The 16,611-nt window shown below is 47.3% G+C and carries 12 protein-coding genes and 1 other annotated feature; all 12 genes read left to right on the top strand.

Going from position 1 to position 16,611, the window contains the following annotated elements; all coding sequences use genetic code 11:
• Positions 1 to 9: 9 nt before the first annotated feature.
• A complete protein-coding gene (gene ureG / locus AWM75_RS08120; RefSeq protein WP_067980663.1) occupies positions 10 to 627 on the top strand; it encodes an urease accessory protein UreG in 618 nt (205 codons plus the stop codon).
• Complete coding sequence (locus tag AWM75_RS08125; RefSeq protein ID WP_067980665.1) at positions 617 to 1,441, top strand: urease accessory protein UreD; 825 nt, start codon at positions 617 to 619, stop codon at positions 1,439 to 1,441. Before ureG ends, AWM75_RS08125 begins: the two co-directional genes overlap by 11 nt.
• A gap of 11 nt (positions 1,442 to 1,452) precedes the next feature.
• Positions 1,453 to 2,352: an urea transporter gene (locus AWM75_RS08130; RefSeq protein WP_145862475.1), complete on the top strand. Its 900-nt coding sequence runs from the start codon at positions 1,453 to 1,455 to the stop codon at positions 2,350 to 2,352.
• Between the two features lie 196 nt (positions 2,353 to 2,548).
• Positions 2,549 to 5,500 carry a metallophosphoesterase gene (locus AWM75_RS08135; protein WP_074572640.1) on the top strand — a complete coding sequence of 984 codons (2,952 nt, stop codon included), beginning with the start codon at positions 2,549 to 2,551 and terminating at the stop codon, positions 5,498 to 5,500.
• A gap of 151 nt (positions 5,501 to 5,651) precedes the next feature.
• The gene (locus AWM75_RS08140) at positions 5,652 to 6,587 is read left to right on the top strand and encodes an alpha/beta hydrolase (RefSeq protein WP_074572637.1); all 936 of its coding nucleotides are present in this window, start codon (positions 5,652 to 5,654) and stop codon (positions 6,585 to 6,587) included.
• Positions 6,588 to 6,805: 218 nt separating this feature from the next.
• Complete coding sequence (locus AWM75_RS08145; protein WP_067980671.1) at positions 6,806 to 8,632, top strand: AAA family ATPase; 1,827 nt, start codon at positions 6,806 to 6,808, stop codon at positions 8,630 to 8,632.
• Positions 8,607 to 11,651: a hypothetical protein gene (locus AWM75_RS08150; protein WP_067980672.1), complete on the top strand. Its 3,045-nt coding sequence runs from the start codon at positions 8,607 to 8,609 to the stop codon at positions 11,649 to 11,651. Before AWM75_RS08145 ends, AWM75_RS08150 begins: the two co-directional genes overlap by 26 nt.
• 45 nt (positions 11,652 to 11,696) lie before the next feature.
• Entirely contained in the window at positions 11,697 to 12,395 is a 699-nt protein-coding gene (locus AWM75_RS08155; protein WP_067980675.1) for a hypothetical protein, read from the top strand.
• Between the two features lie 228 nt (positions 12,396 to 12,623).
• Entirely contained in the window at positions 12,624 to 13,529 is a 906-nt protein-coding gene (locus tag AWM75_RS08160) for an ROK family protein (RefSeq protein ID WP_067980677.1), read from the top strand.
• A gap of 90 nt (positions 13,530 to 13,619) precedes the next feature.
• Complete coding sequence (locus AWM75_RS08165; RefSeq protein WP_067980679.1) at positions 13,620 to 14,030, top strand: PTS sugar transporter subunit IIA; 411 nt, start codon at positions 13,620 to 13,622, stop codon at positions 14,028 to 14,030.
• A gap of 8 nt (positions 14,031 to 14,038) precedes the next feature.
• Positions 14,039 to 14,440: a PTS sugar transporter subunit IIA gene (locus AWM75_RS08170; protein ID WP_067980682.1), complete on the top strand. Its 402-nt coding sequence runs from the start codon at positions 14,039 to 14,041 to the stop codon at positions 14,438 to 14,440.
• 254 nt (positions 14,441 to 14,694) lie between these two features.
• Positions 14,695 to 14,915 (top strand) — a binding site (T-box leader).
• A 60-nt stretch (positions 14,916 to 14,975) separates the two neighbouring features.
• Entirely contained in the window at positions 14,976 to 16,280 is a 1,305-nt protein-coding gene (gene serS, locus AWM75_RS08175) for a serine--tRNA ligase (RefSeq protein WP_067980684.1), read from the top strand.
• Positions 16,281 to 16,611: the final 331 nt, after the last annotated feature.

The raw sequence follows: 16,611 nt of genomic DNA on the forward strand, positions 1-16,611 counted from the left end.
GCGTCTTAAATGGATGCAATTCGTATTGGAGTAGGAGGACCAGTTGGTGCAGGAAAAACCTTTTTGATTGAACAACTGGTCAAAGAATTAAAAAATGATATTAGTATAGCTGTCGTTACTAATGATATATACACTAAAGAAGATGCTAATTATCTAATTAATACTGGTGTTTTAGAGGCGAATCGTATTGTTGGGGTTGAGACTGGTGGCTGTCCTCATACAGCAATACGTGAAGATCCTTCAATGAATGAAGCAGCCATTGAAGACTTAGAAGCAGCCTTTCCAGATGTCGAACTGATTTTTGTAGAGAGTGGTGGTGACAACTTAGCCGCTACTTTTAGCCCAGAATTAGTTGATTTAAGTATTTATATCATTGACGTTGCTCAAGGTGAAAAAATCCCACGTAAGGGTGGTCAAGGTATGATTAAATCTGATTTATTCATTATTAATAAAATTGATTTAGCGCCACATGTTCATGCTGACTTATCGATTATGGAGAGTGATGCTAAGAAATATCGTGGGGATAAGCCGACTATCTTTACAAATCTGCAAGATCATACTGGTTTAGAACAAGTAATTGATTGGGTGCGTAAGCATGCTGTGATTGGGGACAAAAATGGGGACTAAGGGAATCCTTAAGGTTAGTGTTAAGCAAAAAGGAGACCGAACGGTTCCTGACTATACTTTTTCTCAAGGTCCATTACGTGTTGTTAGGCCCCACTACCTTGATAACCAAGGGACACTTACTTATTTTATGCTTAATCCAGGTGGTGGGTATTTAGATGGAGATGAATATCAGATTGAGGCCTTAGCAAAAAGAGGGACGCGATTCAATTTAACAACCCAATCAGCCACTAAAGTTTACAAAACGCCAAGTCAACCTGTTTATCAAAAAACCCTTCTTCGTGCTGAAGAAAATAGTTTATTAATTAATATTAATGATCCGATTATTGTTTATAAAGATGGTTCATACATTCAGGAACAAGAAGTTCATTTACATGCTGGTGCCTCATTTATGAATTCGGAAATTATTACGCCTGGATGGGATCCTGAGCAGAAGGGGTTTAGTTATCAGCTTATTGATTTAAAATCAAAAATTTATGTAGATAGCCAACTTATCAGTATGGATAGACTCTATTTATCACCTGGTCAAATGCAGGTGGGGAGCTTTGGACGACTGGAGGGACATAGTAAATTAGCTACTATTAGCCTAATAGCGCCGCCTTATGATACAGAACGTATTAGTCTTCTTCACGATTACCTGCAAAGAAAATTTCCTAATCTTTATTTTGGTATATCATTACTTCCTATTAATGGATATACCATTCGTGCTTTAGCTAACCAAACTCAAGATTTAGAAGCTTTAGTACGCACATGTTATTTTGACTTATTGCAAGAAGAAGATCCTGGTGCTCATATTCCTCTATTTAGAAAGTATTAGTGGTGATTGATATGCATAGATCTTATAAAGCTAATCAATATTTTGACTTTTTCAATAACTATAGTCAGGTACTATTAATTGAGAATTGGCTTACGGGAGCGCTAGTTTTTCTAGCTATCCTTATCAGTTCTCCCTTATCTGCCTTTCTTAGTTTGGTAGCAGTATTAACTAGTCTATTAGTGGCGCTCAAGTGGTCTAGTATTCCTTCATCAGATATTAGTGCAGGTCTATTAGGTTATTCCTCTGTACTGACTGCTATCTTTATTAGTCAACACTACGATTTTTGGCTAGGTATCATATTATCTATGGGTGTAGGAATTTTGAACGTAGTAATTTCTTACTATTTTGGAAATTATTTTGGCAAGAAAAATTTACCAATCTTAACGCTACCCTTTATATTGATGACATGGCTATTAGTTTTATGGTCTCAGCATAGTGGTGTAGACCATTGGACTAACCAAACACTTACAAGTAGTATTAACTATTTCAGTCTTTCCAACTTCTTCATTGGTGGCATAAAAGCTTTTGGAGAAATATTTTTACTGGATCATATTACTGCTAGTTTATTAATTTTAATTGGTATATTAATTGATCAAAAAATGCGCACAGTGAAAATGATTCTATCTCTTATATTAAGTCTTTTAGTGGCCTATATAGTAGGAGCTGATGCCAATAGTCTGACTTTGGGTTTGTATAGCTACAATACTATCTTAGTAGTGCTATCTTTAGAACAATTAGACATGTTGCGGTCAGGTTGGACTTGGATAATATTGACACCCCTGGCTACTGTTTGTTTGGATTTTATGTTGGGCTATATTTTGAGTCTAGTTAATCTACCGCTTTTAACAATACCATTTGTAATCGCTTGTTATCTTTTCATATTTTTTCAGAAAAAGATAAGTAAAGAATAGTTAGTAGATAATTAAAAATATATATTGCTAGTAGGGTCTCCCCAACCAGATTTGGTTGGGGTTTTCTTGTTGTAAAATTTTACAAAAGACTCACACTAAATTTACTGGAAATTAACAATGGCTTCGTATACTGGATTTAAACAAGAAATGACTCAAGGGCAACCTATAGCCCTGGTTTTTTAAAATGGAGGAAATGATGAAAAAACGCCTTTTAGCTTCTACTTCGGCTGCGATTTTATTAGCCTTTATGACTAATCAAGTCCAAGCGGCTGAGCCCGTAACTGACGCGACCAAGGACCAGACGACTGATCAAGGGGCCGCCCCAACTAATGATTTAGTGACGGAAACTGAGCCAGTTAATGAAACAGCAAATGACCAAGTGGCTCTAGCTAGCCAGGCCCATCAAGACTTGGGCAAGATTCCGATGCGAATCCAAAAGGGTAACCGCTACGAGGCCCAAGCGGAGGTTACTAATGCCAGTGACCAAGACGCCCAGATCACTTTTGGGGTTGGCCATGCTGGTAATCCTAACCATTTAATCTGGCAGGTAGAGGCCCAAGTGCCCGCCAGGACTAGTCAGGTCGTGACTGGCGTTGGTGTGCCTAATGATTCTTCTAATGACACCCATCTTTTCTTATTTAACCAGTCTAATCAGGACTTGAAGATTAATCCAGCCACTGGCTTAATTGCTGAGAAACCTTACACAGCGGAAGAAATCGCGGCCAAGGAAGCGGCCTTGTATGCCCAGCTACCAAAGCCGAGCCAGGACCTACGAGTCTTACCTTATATCCAGTCACCAACGGCCAACAGCGTGGTCCTCAACTGGATTTCTGAATTTGACCAACCTGGCCAGGTTGACCTGTATTTAGGTCAAGACCTAGTGGCTTCCCAAACTTCCAGCGTACAATACTTGGACCTGGCGGAATATACGCCTAAGGAAATTGAAGAAACTATTTCTTTCAAGCCAGGTAATGGCAAGACTTTGACCTTACCACAAGGTTCTTGGTTAAATTCCAATTCAAATTATAAAAATACCGTTAACTTCACAGGTCTAAAGGCCGATACCCAGTATAGCTACCAGGTAACTGTGGGTGATACGGTATACCGCAACCACTTTAAGACCTTCCCAACCAGTGAAGACTGGAGCCACCTGCGCTTGATTGCTTTTTCGGATACTGAAACCGAGCCTAAAGGTGCCCTAGAAAACCGGGAATGGGAACTTCATACTGTGACGCCTTATGTGGCAGGGTCAGAAGAGCGACCAGGTGAAGGCTCAGCCTACCACCAAAAATTTGGTAATCAAAACCGTAATGGTGGTTTCCTCGTGCGTTATCCACTATCTCAACAAACGGCCCTAAATGAAAACCTGAAACATATTGAAGCGGCTAGCCCGGATGCCCTATTAATTGCTGGTGACCTGACCCAGGGTGCCGGCTATCAGCCTGCCTGGGATGAGTTCTTCCGTCATTTTGCGGGTGAATTTACCGACATTGCTTCAGGCACACCGATTCTACCTGCCTTGGGTAACTGGGAGACCTATGCAGCTATCAATGGTGGTTACGGTACACCAGACGATCCAACGCCAGCGGTTATTTCCCGTAACAAGTACCATGACTATTTCACAACGCCGGGAGACATAAACAATCCCCAATACAAGGATTCTTACTACCGGACAGACATTGGTCCCGTGACCATTTTAACCCTAGATTCAACTAAGGGAATTCCTGACGAAAAAGTCGGTGCCTACACCACTGGCAAAAGCTATAGTGGTGACGACAAAATCTTACAGCCAGACACTTGGGTGGCTGGTCAAGATCCTTATATGACAACTGATACCCAGGGGAGCTTTACTCTAGCCGACTACAACAAGGGTTACCAGTCTTTATATCCTAACAGTCCTGCTGGAGAAACGGATATGCCGACCTTTAACCCAGGTACAGCCCAGTGGAACTGGGTAGTGGACCAATTAAATGATGCCCGCAGTAAGGGTCAGATTATCCTGGTTAAATTCCACCATGCCCCATATTCTTCTGGTGTTCATGGGACGCCGCCAAACCATACCCATCCGGACAACCAGTCTGGTGTGGCGATGCGGGTATTCTCACCCCTGTTTGAAGCTTACGGGGTTGCGGCTGTAATTGCCGGTCATGATGAAATGTTTGAACGCAGCTGGATTGATAGCGACCAAAACGGCCTTGGCTTCCAAGTCTTTGACGTGGGTGTCGCAGCGGACGGCCTGCGGGGTGAAAAGATGGTTAAGGATGAAAATGGCAACTATGTGCCCCTCAAATACAACAGCCATACCGCTTGGTCAGCCACTGCTAATGAGCCTGAATTATGGCAGACTAATGAAAATGGTGTGAAACATTTGATTGACGGTGGTCTCCACTATGGTCATTTGCAGATGGATTTAGTCAAGACGGATTACGGTTCTAAATTGATTTTCCAACCAGTCTATATCTTCCCAGTTCTAGATGATAATTACGACTTGGTTAGGACCGAACGCCGGGTCTACAATGATGTCACCGTCATGCATTTTGACCATGAAGGCCGGCAAATTTTAGCAGAATCCTTGCCGCAACCAGGCGGTCAAGATCCGCAAGCCGGTCAAAATCAGTCGCATACACCGGGTCAAAGCGATCAACTAGTCGGTAGTCAAGAAGATACTACAAAACCGACAGTTGACCAATCAACTCCTAGTGGGTCTGAATCAACACCAAGCGATAAGACCGATAAGGATCAAAATAATCCCCAGCAACCAGGTTCTGATCAAATTGCTGGCGATTCAGCCCAGGCTGACCAAACCGGTCAACTAGCAGATCCTGTACTTAGTCAACCTGGTCAAGAGCAAGCTGTTAACCCAGGCCAAGTTGCCGATCAGCAACCAGTAGCTGACCAAGCTAACGGTCAGACCCAAGACCCAGCGTCAGCTGGTGGCAGGACGGCTAGCCAACAAGCGACCAAGCCTGCAGTGACATCGAGCCAGGCTAAAGCTAGCCAAGCAGCGAGCACAGCCAAGCAAGTCGCTGCCAGTGGTCAAGCGGCCTTACCAGTAACTGGTTCAGTTGCTGGCCTAGGGGCAACCAGCCTCAGCCTCGTGCTTCTAGCAGCCGGTTCTTGCCTAGTAATGAGAAAAAAACAAGATTAAGGTCAGTTTAATAATTTGTTAGCGCCCAGCGTTGACTGGGCGCTTTTTGGTGTCGCTGATTAAATGGTCATGTTAAGACTTTCGTGATTGCACCCAATCTTGGTATAATTAAGTGGGAATTTAGCCAATTTATCAGCCGAGGAAGGTGGGTATGATGAAAAAACTTTTAAGGGGTCTAGGGATTTTCCTGGTGGCCTTTATCCTAGTCGGGGCGCTAGGTTTGACCCTCTATGTGGGTAACCAGGTTTTTCAGGGCGCGACTAAGCTAGTTGACCGCCAGGAGACTTTGGCTAATGAAAAGCGCTATGACCAGGCCTACAATAATATCCTGGTGCCCTTGGGGGTGGAGGAAATCACCATTCCTGGTGGCCAACATGACCAGGACATTCCGGCCATTTATATTGCCAACAATCAAGCCACGGGCGTGGTGGTCCTCTTGCATGGGCTCGGGGGGACCAAAAAGACTCTGGTCCAGCAGATGAAGACCTTTTACGACTTGGGCTATAGTGTCTTGGCTTATGACCAAGCCAACTCTGGTGGCAACCAGGCGCCCTATAATACCTATGGGGTTTTAGAGAGTCAGGACTGCTTGGCGGTTTTAGATTACGTCCATAGCCAATACGCACCGGCCCAAACCATCCTCTGGGGGGAATCCTTTGGTGGGGCCACGGCCACCATGGCGGCTGGTCAAGCCGGCGACCAGCTTGATTACCTGATTTTGGATTGCCCCATGTCGGATGGTTTCCAAATGATTGAAAAAGTTTTCCAGCAAATTGAGGACCAGACTGGCCTGCCTACTGCCTTTTTAACCTTTGCCGGTAATATCATGATGCGGGCCAAGTTGGGCACCAGTTTTGCAGAGTTAGCTAGCCAGCCTTATGCGGCAAAAATCCAGGTCCCGGTATTAATTACGGTAGGGGCCGATGATGAAGTCTTGCGGCCAACCATGAGCCAGGACATTTACGATAGCATCAGCCACGACAAAAAGGAACTGGTCAAATTGCCAGGCTACGGCCACTGCGAATTTCCCATCCGCCAACCTGACCAGTACCAGGATCTCATTGCCACATTTTTGAATGACTATTAAGGCCGTGTGAACTTTTCAGATATGATTGCCAAGCGACCAGACGCAAGATGACCTGGTCGCTTTTTGTTTGGCTAAATTATCTGGTGGGCTTAGGCCTTTGAATCAGCTTTGCTAGTATAGCCAGTGAAAAAGCCAGGCAGGTCTGTGCTATAATGAAAGCAATTACAAGCGACCTGGCTAGCTCAGGTCGGCTTAATCTAGACTGTGGGGGAATTTATATGCAAGAACCAATAACCAGCTTTAGTGATTACGTCCAGCTCAACCGCCAGGCCAAACTGGCCTACCTGGAGGACCTGGGTCTAACCAAGAACAAGGATTTTATTTACCTGGCCCACTTTGGCGACACTAATCATTTTAAACTGCTTGCGACGGATATGTTCGATTTAAGGGACTTAAGCAAAAAGGACTTCTCAAATGTGGTTGAGGCTGACCAATTGACCATTTTTGTCAGCCAGGATGACCAGGCGAAAATTCGCCAGCAGCCGGAGGCCTACTTTATCGTGGTGGGTAGCTTCCGTACCAGTCAAGTTAGTAAAGGCCAGGCCCTTTTGCAGATTGACCAGGTTAGCCAGCCCATTTCCCAGGCTTTCGCTGACCGCCTTTTAGCCTATGACCAAGCTGATATCAACCATGTCTACCAGTCCTTGTCAGATAAGGGTGTCCTGGCCCAAGCTAGCCTGGCCGACCAAGGGCAAGTCGCGGCCCTCTTGGTTGATATTTTAGATGACTACCGCCACTTTATGGACCAGGTCCAAACTGAGGCTGACCAATTACAGGCCCAGATGACTGTGCTAGGCCGGGAGATGCAAACTTTGGCCCAGGAAGAGGCCAAGCTCCAGGACCTAGTCCAAGACTATACCCAGAGTAACTGGTACCTGCCCCAACAAATGTCTAGCCAGCTGGCTAGTAAATTCGCTACGGCTAACCAAGAACGGTTGGCAGTTGATGGCGATTTGATTGCTAAGTTGCAGGGCCAGTTATACGCCCAAGCTGGCTTGCTTTTTACTGAAGACAAGCTGGCCCAGGTGGTGACCAGCCTGCTAGCCAATGAACTGACTATTCTGGTGGGGCCGTCCGGGACGGGAAAAAGTGCCTTGGTTAAGGGGCTGGCCCAGGTCATGGGCGAGGCTTACTTAAATGTGCCAGTCCAGACCACTTGGGTTGACCGCCAAGACCTGTTAGGTTTTTATAATCCCATTACCAATAACTATCAAAACTCAGCCCTGGTCGATTTTATTCTGGAGGCCGCCCAGCCGAAAAACAGTCATAAGTTTTACTTTGTCAATTTGGATGAATTGAACTTATCACAGATAGAAAATTATTTTGCGGACTTCCTAAGTATCTGCGACCAGGACCAACCCACTATTTCCCTATATTCTAGGCAGGTCCAGCAGGGGCGCTTGACTTGGTTGGCCAATTTACTGGACCAGCTTGATCAAGCTAATTCAAGTCACCTATCCTTTAGTGACCAGGTCAGCCGCCAGCAACTGATTGACCAGGTCCACAATCTGAAAACCTATAGTGCCGACTTAAAACTACCTAAAAATCTGCGTTTTTTCGGGACTATGAACACCGAGGGATATGTCCAGCCCCTGAGCCCCAAGGTGATTGACCGGGCCTATTTGATTAGTTTGGACCAGGTAGATTTCAGCCTGGCTGACCACTTAAGCCAGGTTCAGCCGGTAAACCTAGTCAGTCATGCCTTGATTGACTACCAGCCAGACGGGGGTGAAGGTGAGAGCCAGGATTATTTGCAGGCGGTAGCAGACTACTTTGAACAAAACCTCCAGTTGTCAATCAGCGCCCGTTTGGCCAAACACCGCGACAAGTATTGGACCATTGGCAGTCAATTAGACCGGTCGGCCCAAGACCTGCGCTATGATTTGGTGAGCTTGAAATTCCTGCCTAAAATCCATTTACCGAGCCAGGATCACCCACGCGCTGGCCAAGATTTACAGTCCCTACTGGGGGAAAGCCGGCCTGAATTAACTAGTAAGATTGACCAGATGGCTGCTGGCAATGGCCTCTTTACCTATTGGAGCTGATGATATGCAAGTATGCCAGATACCCTTTAAATACCAGCAAATTAATGATTACCTCCTGGACCGCTACCAAATCCAGGCCGACCAGGATGTCTACCAGTTTTTGGAATATAGCCAGTCTTACCTGGCCCTCAAGCTGGACCAGCCAGCTGACCGGGTTGAGGTTAGCGGCAACGGTGCCCCGCGCCAGCTGGTGATAGCTGGTCCAGATCCAGCTAGCCGGTTAGTGTGGCGGGAGGATTTGGCTGACAAGTCCCTCCTGCATAATACGGTGGGGGAGAGTCTCATTCAGATTTACTACCAGGATGGTAGCCAAGACCAGTGTCAGGTCCGTCTTTTGGCCAAGTTATTAGACCAGCACCGGGTGGACCGGATGGTGGCTGACCTCTATCAAATCCAGGAAAAGTTCTTTATTAAGGACTTTCTCAGCTACCAAACCAGCCACCGCTACCAGTGGCAGCCGACGCCGGGCCAGTCAGGACTAGCGAGTTATAGTCAGGCGCTGGTGGACCGGTTAGCCGAGCTCATGGCTGATTTAAAAGTGCACGTTAACCGACTGGTAGCTGAGCCCTTTGTCACTATGCAACCAGTGATGCGGCTGACCAAGGACCAAGATTTGGGCAAGTTTGACCTCAAACGTGAGCTGACCCGCTACCTGCAACCAGGCCGGGCTGCCTATCCCAGCCGCCACTTTGAAAATAACCTGTCCAGCTATGAAAACCAGGTCATCAAGCAGTCACTACTTGATCTTTTAGCCTTTGTCGACCAGCGTCAGACCCAGGAGGAAGCCCGGGACCAGGCCAGTCATGACCAAGCCCAGGGTGACCTCAGCCAAGAATTGGCTGGCTTGGGTCTGGGTCAGGTGGACCAGCTGGCCAATCTAAGTATGGACCAATTGGCTGGCTTAGTAGCGGAAAAAATACAGGCTAATCAAGCAGCTGACCAGGCCCAGGTCGACCAAATCCGTCAGACTCTGGCTAGGGCAGGTGGCCATGCCAAGCAGTCCGGCCGGCCCTGCTGGATTTATTTTGAAACGCGCGGCGTCCAAGACCCAGTGTCTCTACCAGGTCCCAGTATCAGCGCCTGGCAGCGAGGCTTATCGCAAACTATCCATTACACGCTTAATAACCCTGGTTCAGGCCTAGATCAATCCAATAATTTGGCCCTTGAACAGTTAGCTTACAAGGATAGTGGCCGTGACCAGGCTTGGCTTCTCCACCAAAGGTCCAGCCTGTGGCAAAAAAATTGGCAGGGATCCGGCCCTCGATTCACGGTTTTTAAGCCGCAGCTAGGTGCCAGGACTAGAACTAATAAGCATAGCGATAGCATGTACGGCTATTATGGCCAGTTCAATTTTAAGCTAAGCGACCCGACCAGCCTAAACCTCTACTACCAGCTCTGCCGTTTTCTAAATGGCAATCAAGCACCGGTAAAAATTTTAATTCAGGTTGACTTGGATGCGCCAGATGGTAATTATCCCTTAAGCGACCTGGTGATGCGTGAACACAAGGGCTATATCAAGCATAACTTTAATATTATGGCCATCAGGACCATCAAAATTGGTGACCAGTTATTAAATGCCAGCCTAAGTCGTGACCAGCACCAAGCCCTGGTAGCCGACCTGGCTTTTCAGGCCCAGGCTAGCCAAGACGGTCAGCTTAGGGGCAAGAAACGTTTGGCCAAGCTCAGCCAAGATATCGACCGGGTCCAAGGTCAAACTAGGAGTCAGGCGGTCCTGGCCCAGATTGGCGAGCAATTACGGGCCTTAATCGATCAACCTTTCTTTGATCAGGTCAATTTGCTTGACCGTCTCCAAGTACATTTGACGCCGACTTTTTCTTCCCACCCCCATTACCTCAAGCTCTACCAACTGGTCCAAGAAATTAACCAGGTTCTCAAGCTGGGAGAGACTCTAGTAATGGACCCGGTGACCGTTAATGCCAAGGAGTCGCCCGTCCTCTTTGAGCAATGGCTGTATTTTAGCCTGGTTGACCGGTTGATTGCGGGGGGCTGGCAACTTGATGCTGGTCATTGGCAGCAGGTCAAAGACCAGCTGGCTAGGACCATTGACCAGGCTGGTCAGGTGGATGCCAGCCAGCAGGCCTTCTACTGCGACTTGAGCTTGGGTGATTACCAGGCCCGCCTCCATTACCAGGCCAAGATTTATGGGGACAAGTATAATCTGGCCAAGGAACGCTTTTATCACTACCTGACGCCAGATATTGTCCTGGAAATTTATAATCAGTCTCTGGGAGTGCATAAACTGGCCATCACTGATGCCAAGTACCAGGATTTTGGTATTCAGGCGGGCCAGGCCCTTAACCAGACCTATTACCAGACTGTGACTGATGTGGCCATGGATAAGTATAATGGCCTCACGCCGACTGACGCCCAGGCTGACTTTCTCGTAGACCATTGGCAAAATAATGATGTGGTGTCGTCAGCTATTATGTATCCGGGCCAAGTTGACCAAATGACTAACTTTGGTTCCTATCCTTATTACGACCTCAATTTTGACCAGCAAATTAACTTAAGTATGGCGGCCAAGGAGAGGCGTTATGAGAAGTTGGGGCAAGCGACCTATTATGAGGGCCACCAGCACCCGCTCGCCTTTCAAGCTATCCCGGTTGATCCCTTGCAAACGGCCAGCCTGACCAATTACTTGCGCATGCTGATGGAATACCACTTGGCTATGTTTGACCGCTGTTGGTATTGCGGGGCGGCCAGCGACCAGGTCCATCGGAGAAAGCTAGCAACCAAGCGGGGCAACAAAAAATACTACTTTACCTGCCGGTCGTGCGGAGAGTTTTGGGTCAAATCCCATTGTGAAAATAGTATCTACCATAGTCTAATCAAACACTTTGATAACTATATCCCGGACCAAGATTACGATAAATGGTACCTTCACTGTCCTGATTGCCAGGTTCTCGCCTTGGGTCAAAGCTCGCCAGCTGAGTTGCCGACTGGCCGTAATCAAGACCAGCGCCAGGTTAATCCGCACTGGGTATATCCATTGGGTTAGCAGCAAATTTCTAGTATAATAGACCCAAAGAAAGGATGTGGGCTCATGTTTAAACGCGCACGTGAAATCTTCCACCAACACTGGAAAATTATTTTAGGTTTAACCATATTATCTGGTATGTTTTCTGGTTCTGCCCAATTTGATAACCTTCAAGACCGGCCCGGCCTTATCATTAGCCTGACTCTGGGGGGCTGGGTGATTACCACCTTGATCAGCAATTATTTGACCCGCTATGTCATCGCTGCTGCCCAAGATCCTGAGGCCGACTTTAGCCGGGTGGTCCTCAACCACTTGTCCTGGCGGCAGGCTTGGCAGATTCTGTGGAAGTCTTCTGTAGCTTCGCTAATTGTTATTCTGCCTCTAACGATCTTAGTGCTTATCGGACTGGGTCTGACAATTCTGCTGGCTCTGAGCCTGGATAGTGGTATCCTGTTCTGGCTTTTGGCCTTTATTCCTTTCCTGGTCTTGACTATTGGTTTGGTGCCTTTTGGCGGTAGTATTGATTACTTTATCGCTCAAGATGAAACCATGCCTCTGGGTGATTTAATCAAGCGGGTTTGGCGGTTCACCACTAGATATTATTGGACCTTGCTGAAGGTCACCCTGATTGCCGGCCTGCAAATTTTGGTGGGCATCCTGCTCTTAGGGATTGGCCTCCTTTACTTTGCTCCGGTGGCCAATGTTTATACCACCATTAACTGGTTGGCTCTGGACCAGGCTGAACAAGCTTGGCAGACCCATTAGCTGGCGGTTAAAGTTATAAATAAAAAGCTTTTGCGGTAGCAGGGTGTGGCCGAGGTCACACCCTTTTTTGATAACGTGAGGATACTAGGGGCTATTAACTAAAAAGTCAAATTCACGGACTATACTTAGCTGATTTGTGTTTTTTAAGCTAGGAAAAACTTTGAGTTGGTTATTGGTCTGGCTTGCCGTATAATAAGATAAAAGAGCGCTTTCAGAGGAGGTAGTGGCGTGAAGGAATATTTAGCCATTGATGTGGGTGGGACTTTTATTAAGTATGCCCTGGTCAGTCATGACGGCCAGGTGCTCCAGAGTGGTCAACGGCCGACCCCGCAGCATTTGCCAGCTTTCAAGCAAACCCTGGTGGATATTTATCAGGGAGCCCCGCATGAAGTGGGCGGCATTGCGCTGTCGATTCCTGGTCGGGTCGACACCCGGGTGGGGGTGGTCCACTTCGGTGGTAATTTGACTTTTTTAGATGGCTTTGCAGCTAAGGCCTTTTTAACAAGGGCCACGGGCTTGCCGGTCGCGGTGATTAACGACGGCAAGGCGGCTGCCCTAGCTGAACAGTGGCAGGGTTCCTTAAAGGGTATCGACCAGGGCCTGGCCCTGATTTTAGGAACGGGCCTGGGTGGCGGTATCATTGCGGCTGGCCACTTATTGCAAGGGGCTCACTTCCAGGCTGGTGAAGTTAGCTTTATGATGACGGACTACCAGCAGCCGAGTGAGGATAAGGCAGTCGGTAAGGTCTTCTCCCCGGTGGCGACAGTGACCGCCATGGGCCAGAAATTAGGGTTAGCTGATCCTAGTGATGGCCAGGCCGTTTTTGCGGCCATTAATGAAGGCGATGACCGGGTTTGGGCTGACTTCCAGGCCTTTTGCCACGGCCTGGCGGTGGTGATTTTTAATTGCCAGGCTATTATCGACTTGGACCGGGTGGTGATTGGTGGCGGCATCAGCCAACAGCCGATTGTGGCTGAGGAAATTGCCCGCCAGTACCAGCTTGTTTGCGACCAGGCGGGGATTTTTGGCCAAATGATTGCCCAGCCAGAAATCCAAGCCTGCCAATTTGTCGGCCAGTCCAACCTCTTAGGGGCAGTCTACCAACTCTTTCTGGATCTGGATGCGGTCAGCTAATGATTGCCAAATTGTTAGAAAAAGGTTAAGATGACATGTAAGTATATGAAAACGATTGACCTTCACAGGATTTAGAAAAAGAGGTGCATGATGCGAGTCGTTATTTGTAGCCACGGACCAGCTGCCCAAGGTATGTTTGCCTCGGTTGAATTAATTGCCGGGCCCCAGGAAGATGTGGCCGTTATTACCCATGAAGAAGCTGTTATCCCGGAAGAACTGGGCCAAGAAATGTATCAAAAATTACAAGACATGGGCCGGCAGAGTGATGAGCCAGCGATTATTTTTGTTGACCAACCTTATGGCCTGCCTTATGAAGCAGCCATGACCTGCAAGGCCATCCATCCGTCCATTATGGTGGCTACTGGTTATAATATGACCATGCTAGTGGAATTCTTTATTAAGCGTGGCCAAATGGCTCCTGCAGAATTGGTTAACCACCTGAAAATGGTTGGCCGGGATGCCATTGATATTGCCGACTTTAAGCAAGAAATCGTCCACTAGGAGGCCCTATGATTCAATTAATTATTGCTACCCACGGTCCCGCCGGCCAAGCCTTGGCCCAAAGTGTTGAAATGATTATGGGCCCCCAGCCACAGCTCCAGGCCCTGGCCTATGGGGTCAGTGACGGGATTCCCGAATTGACTAGTAAGTTACAAGCGGCTTTAAAAGACGCTGACCAAGGGGCGGTTATTTTTACTGATTTAGCCGAGGGGACACCAGGCCGTGTCAGTCGTGACCTAGCCAGCCAGGATGACAAGATTGCCGTGGTCACTGGCGTCAATATTGCCATGTTGCTAACGGCTTGCCAGCAGGCTTCCTGGGTCCGCTTTGATGACCTAGTGGCCAATGCCATTAACCAGGGCCAGGCCGCTATTGGCCAGCTGGTAAAGGCTGAGGATGAAGCGGACTAAGGCTAGTTAGCAGTTGATTGGCCGCGGGGGTGGTCTGAGCGCTAAAGCTCACACCCTGATTAGTCGGGTTCCGAGTAGCTGAACTGAAGTCCTTTCATAAAATCCGCCACAATATCTGCGATATTGGTCGTCTTTTATTCCAAGGATTCAGTTCAAAGCGCTACTCGTCACACCCTGATTCAGTTCAGGGCGCTTTTTAGTTAGCCCACCCGGATTTGACAAAATCTTGTGTCAAGCTTATAATGATGGCAGATATAAACCTAAATTGATTGGGACTAGTAGCTTCTTGCTTGCTTACAGAAAGACCATGGTTGCTGTGAATGGTTAGTAACAAGAGGGGAATCCACCCATGTAGTGACTAGGAGGCTTTGCCGAACTAGCTCCGGGACTCGCCGTTATGAGCAAGCGTGCCAACTTGGTTGGCATAGTAGGGTGGTACCGCGCAAATAGATCTGATAACTATTCCGTCCCTAAAACTGATTGTTTTAGGAATGGGATAGTTTTTTTATTTGGATTTTAAGAAAGGAAACCAGTCATGATTGATATTAAACAGTTAAAACAAAACTTTGCAGCTTACAGTGAGAACCTAGCTACACGTGGGGCGGATGTTGACCAACTCAAAGAGGCCGTTGCACTTTATGATGCCCGTAACCAACGCATCCAAGCGGTGGAAGCCATGAAGCAAACCCGTAACCAAGCTTCAGAAGAAATTGGTCAAAAGAAACGCAATGGTGAGGACGCTGAAGCAGAAATCGCTAAAATGCGGGAAATTGGTGAAGAGATTGCTAAATTAGACCAAGAAATTCGTGATTTAGAGGCCAAACAATACGATATTATGGCGGGCGTACCTAACTTGGCTACTGAAGGTATCCCAGTGGGCGACGATGAAGATGCCAATGAAGAAATCCACCGTGAGGGTGAGCCTAAGCAATTTGACTTTGCAGTCAAGGCTCACTATGAATTGGGTGAAGACCTGAATATCCTAGACTTTGAAGCCGGTGCCCGGGTAGCTGGGGCGCGTTTCCTTTACTACCGCGGTATGGGCGCACGTTTAGAGCGGGCGGTTTATAACTTTATGCTGGACCAGCAGCATGAAAATGGCTATATGGAAATGATTACCCCTTATTTAGTCAATGACCGGGCTATGTTTGGTACTGGTCAATACCCTAAATTTAAGGAAGATGTTTATGCCGTTAACGAGGTTGACGACAAGCACATGACCCTAATTCCAACTTCAGAAGTGCCGCTGACCAACTACTTTGGCGACCAAATCCATGATGAGGCTGACCTGCCTTACAAGGTCACTGCTTTGTCACCATGTTTCCGGTCTGAAGCCGGCTCTGCTGGCCGTGACACCCGTGGCTTGATCCGCCTCCACCAATTCCAAAAGGTGGAAATGGTGAAAATTGCCCACCCAGACCATTCTTATGAAGAGTTAGAGTCAATGACTGAAAATGGTGAAGACATCCTGCGCAAATTAGGACTGCCATTCCGCCGCATTGTCCTATCAACTGGCGATATGGGCTTCTCAGCTACTAAAACCTATGACCTAGAAGTTTGGATGCCAGCCCAAGATACCTACCGGGAAATTTCTTCATGCTCTAACTGTGGCGACTTCCAAGCCCGTCGTGCCCAAATTCGCTACCGGGATGCTGACGGTAATGTCCACCTGGCCCACACCCTAAACGGTTCAGGCCTAGCAGTTGGTCGGACAGTGGCTGCCATTTTGGAAAACTACCAAAACGAAGACGGCTCTATTACTATCCCAGAAGTCCTAGTCCCATACATGGCCGGCGAAACTGTTATCACTAAAGAAAACGCCGACTTCTTGAAAAAATAACAGGGTGTGAGGGCTGGCGTTTAGAACTGAATCCTTGGAATAAAAGACAATCAATATCGACAGATATTGTATTGGATTTTATGAAAGGACTTCAGTTCTGCCAGACCGAGCCCGACTAAATAGGGTGTGAGAAAAAGGGTGTGAGGAGAAGCGTTCTGAACTGAATCGTTGGAACAAGGCGGACCAATAGCTAAAGGCTATTGAGTCAGCCTAGTGAAACGACTTCAGTTCAGCTTCTCCGAACCCGACTAAAAAGGGTGTGAGACTTGGCGCTCAGACCAGGATCCTTGGAACCTCAGACAAGCAATATCTTAGATATTGTCTTGACTGG

This window comes from Aerococcus urinaehominis (assembly GCF_001543245.1).
In the GTDB taxonomy this organism is placed as follows: domain Bacteria; phylum Bacillota; class Bacilli; order Lactobacillales; family Aerococcaceae; genus Aerococcus; species Aerococcus urinaehominis.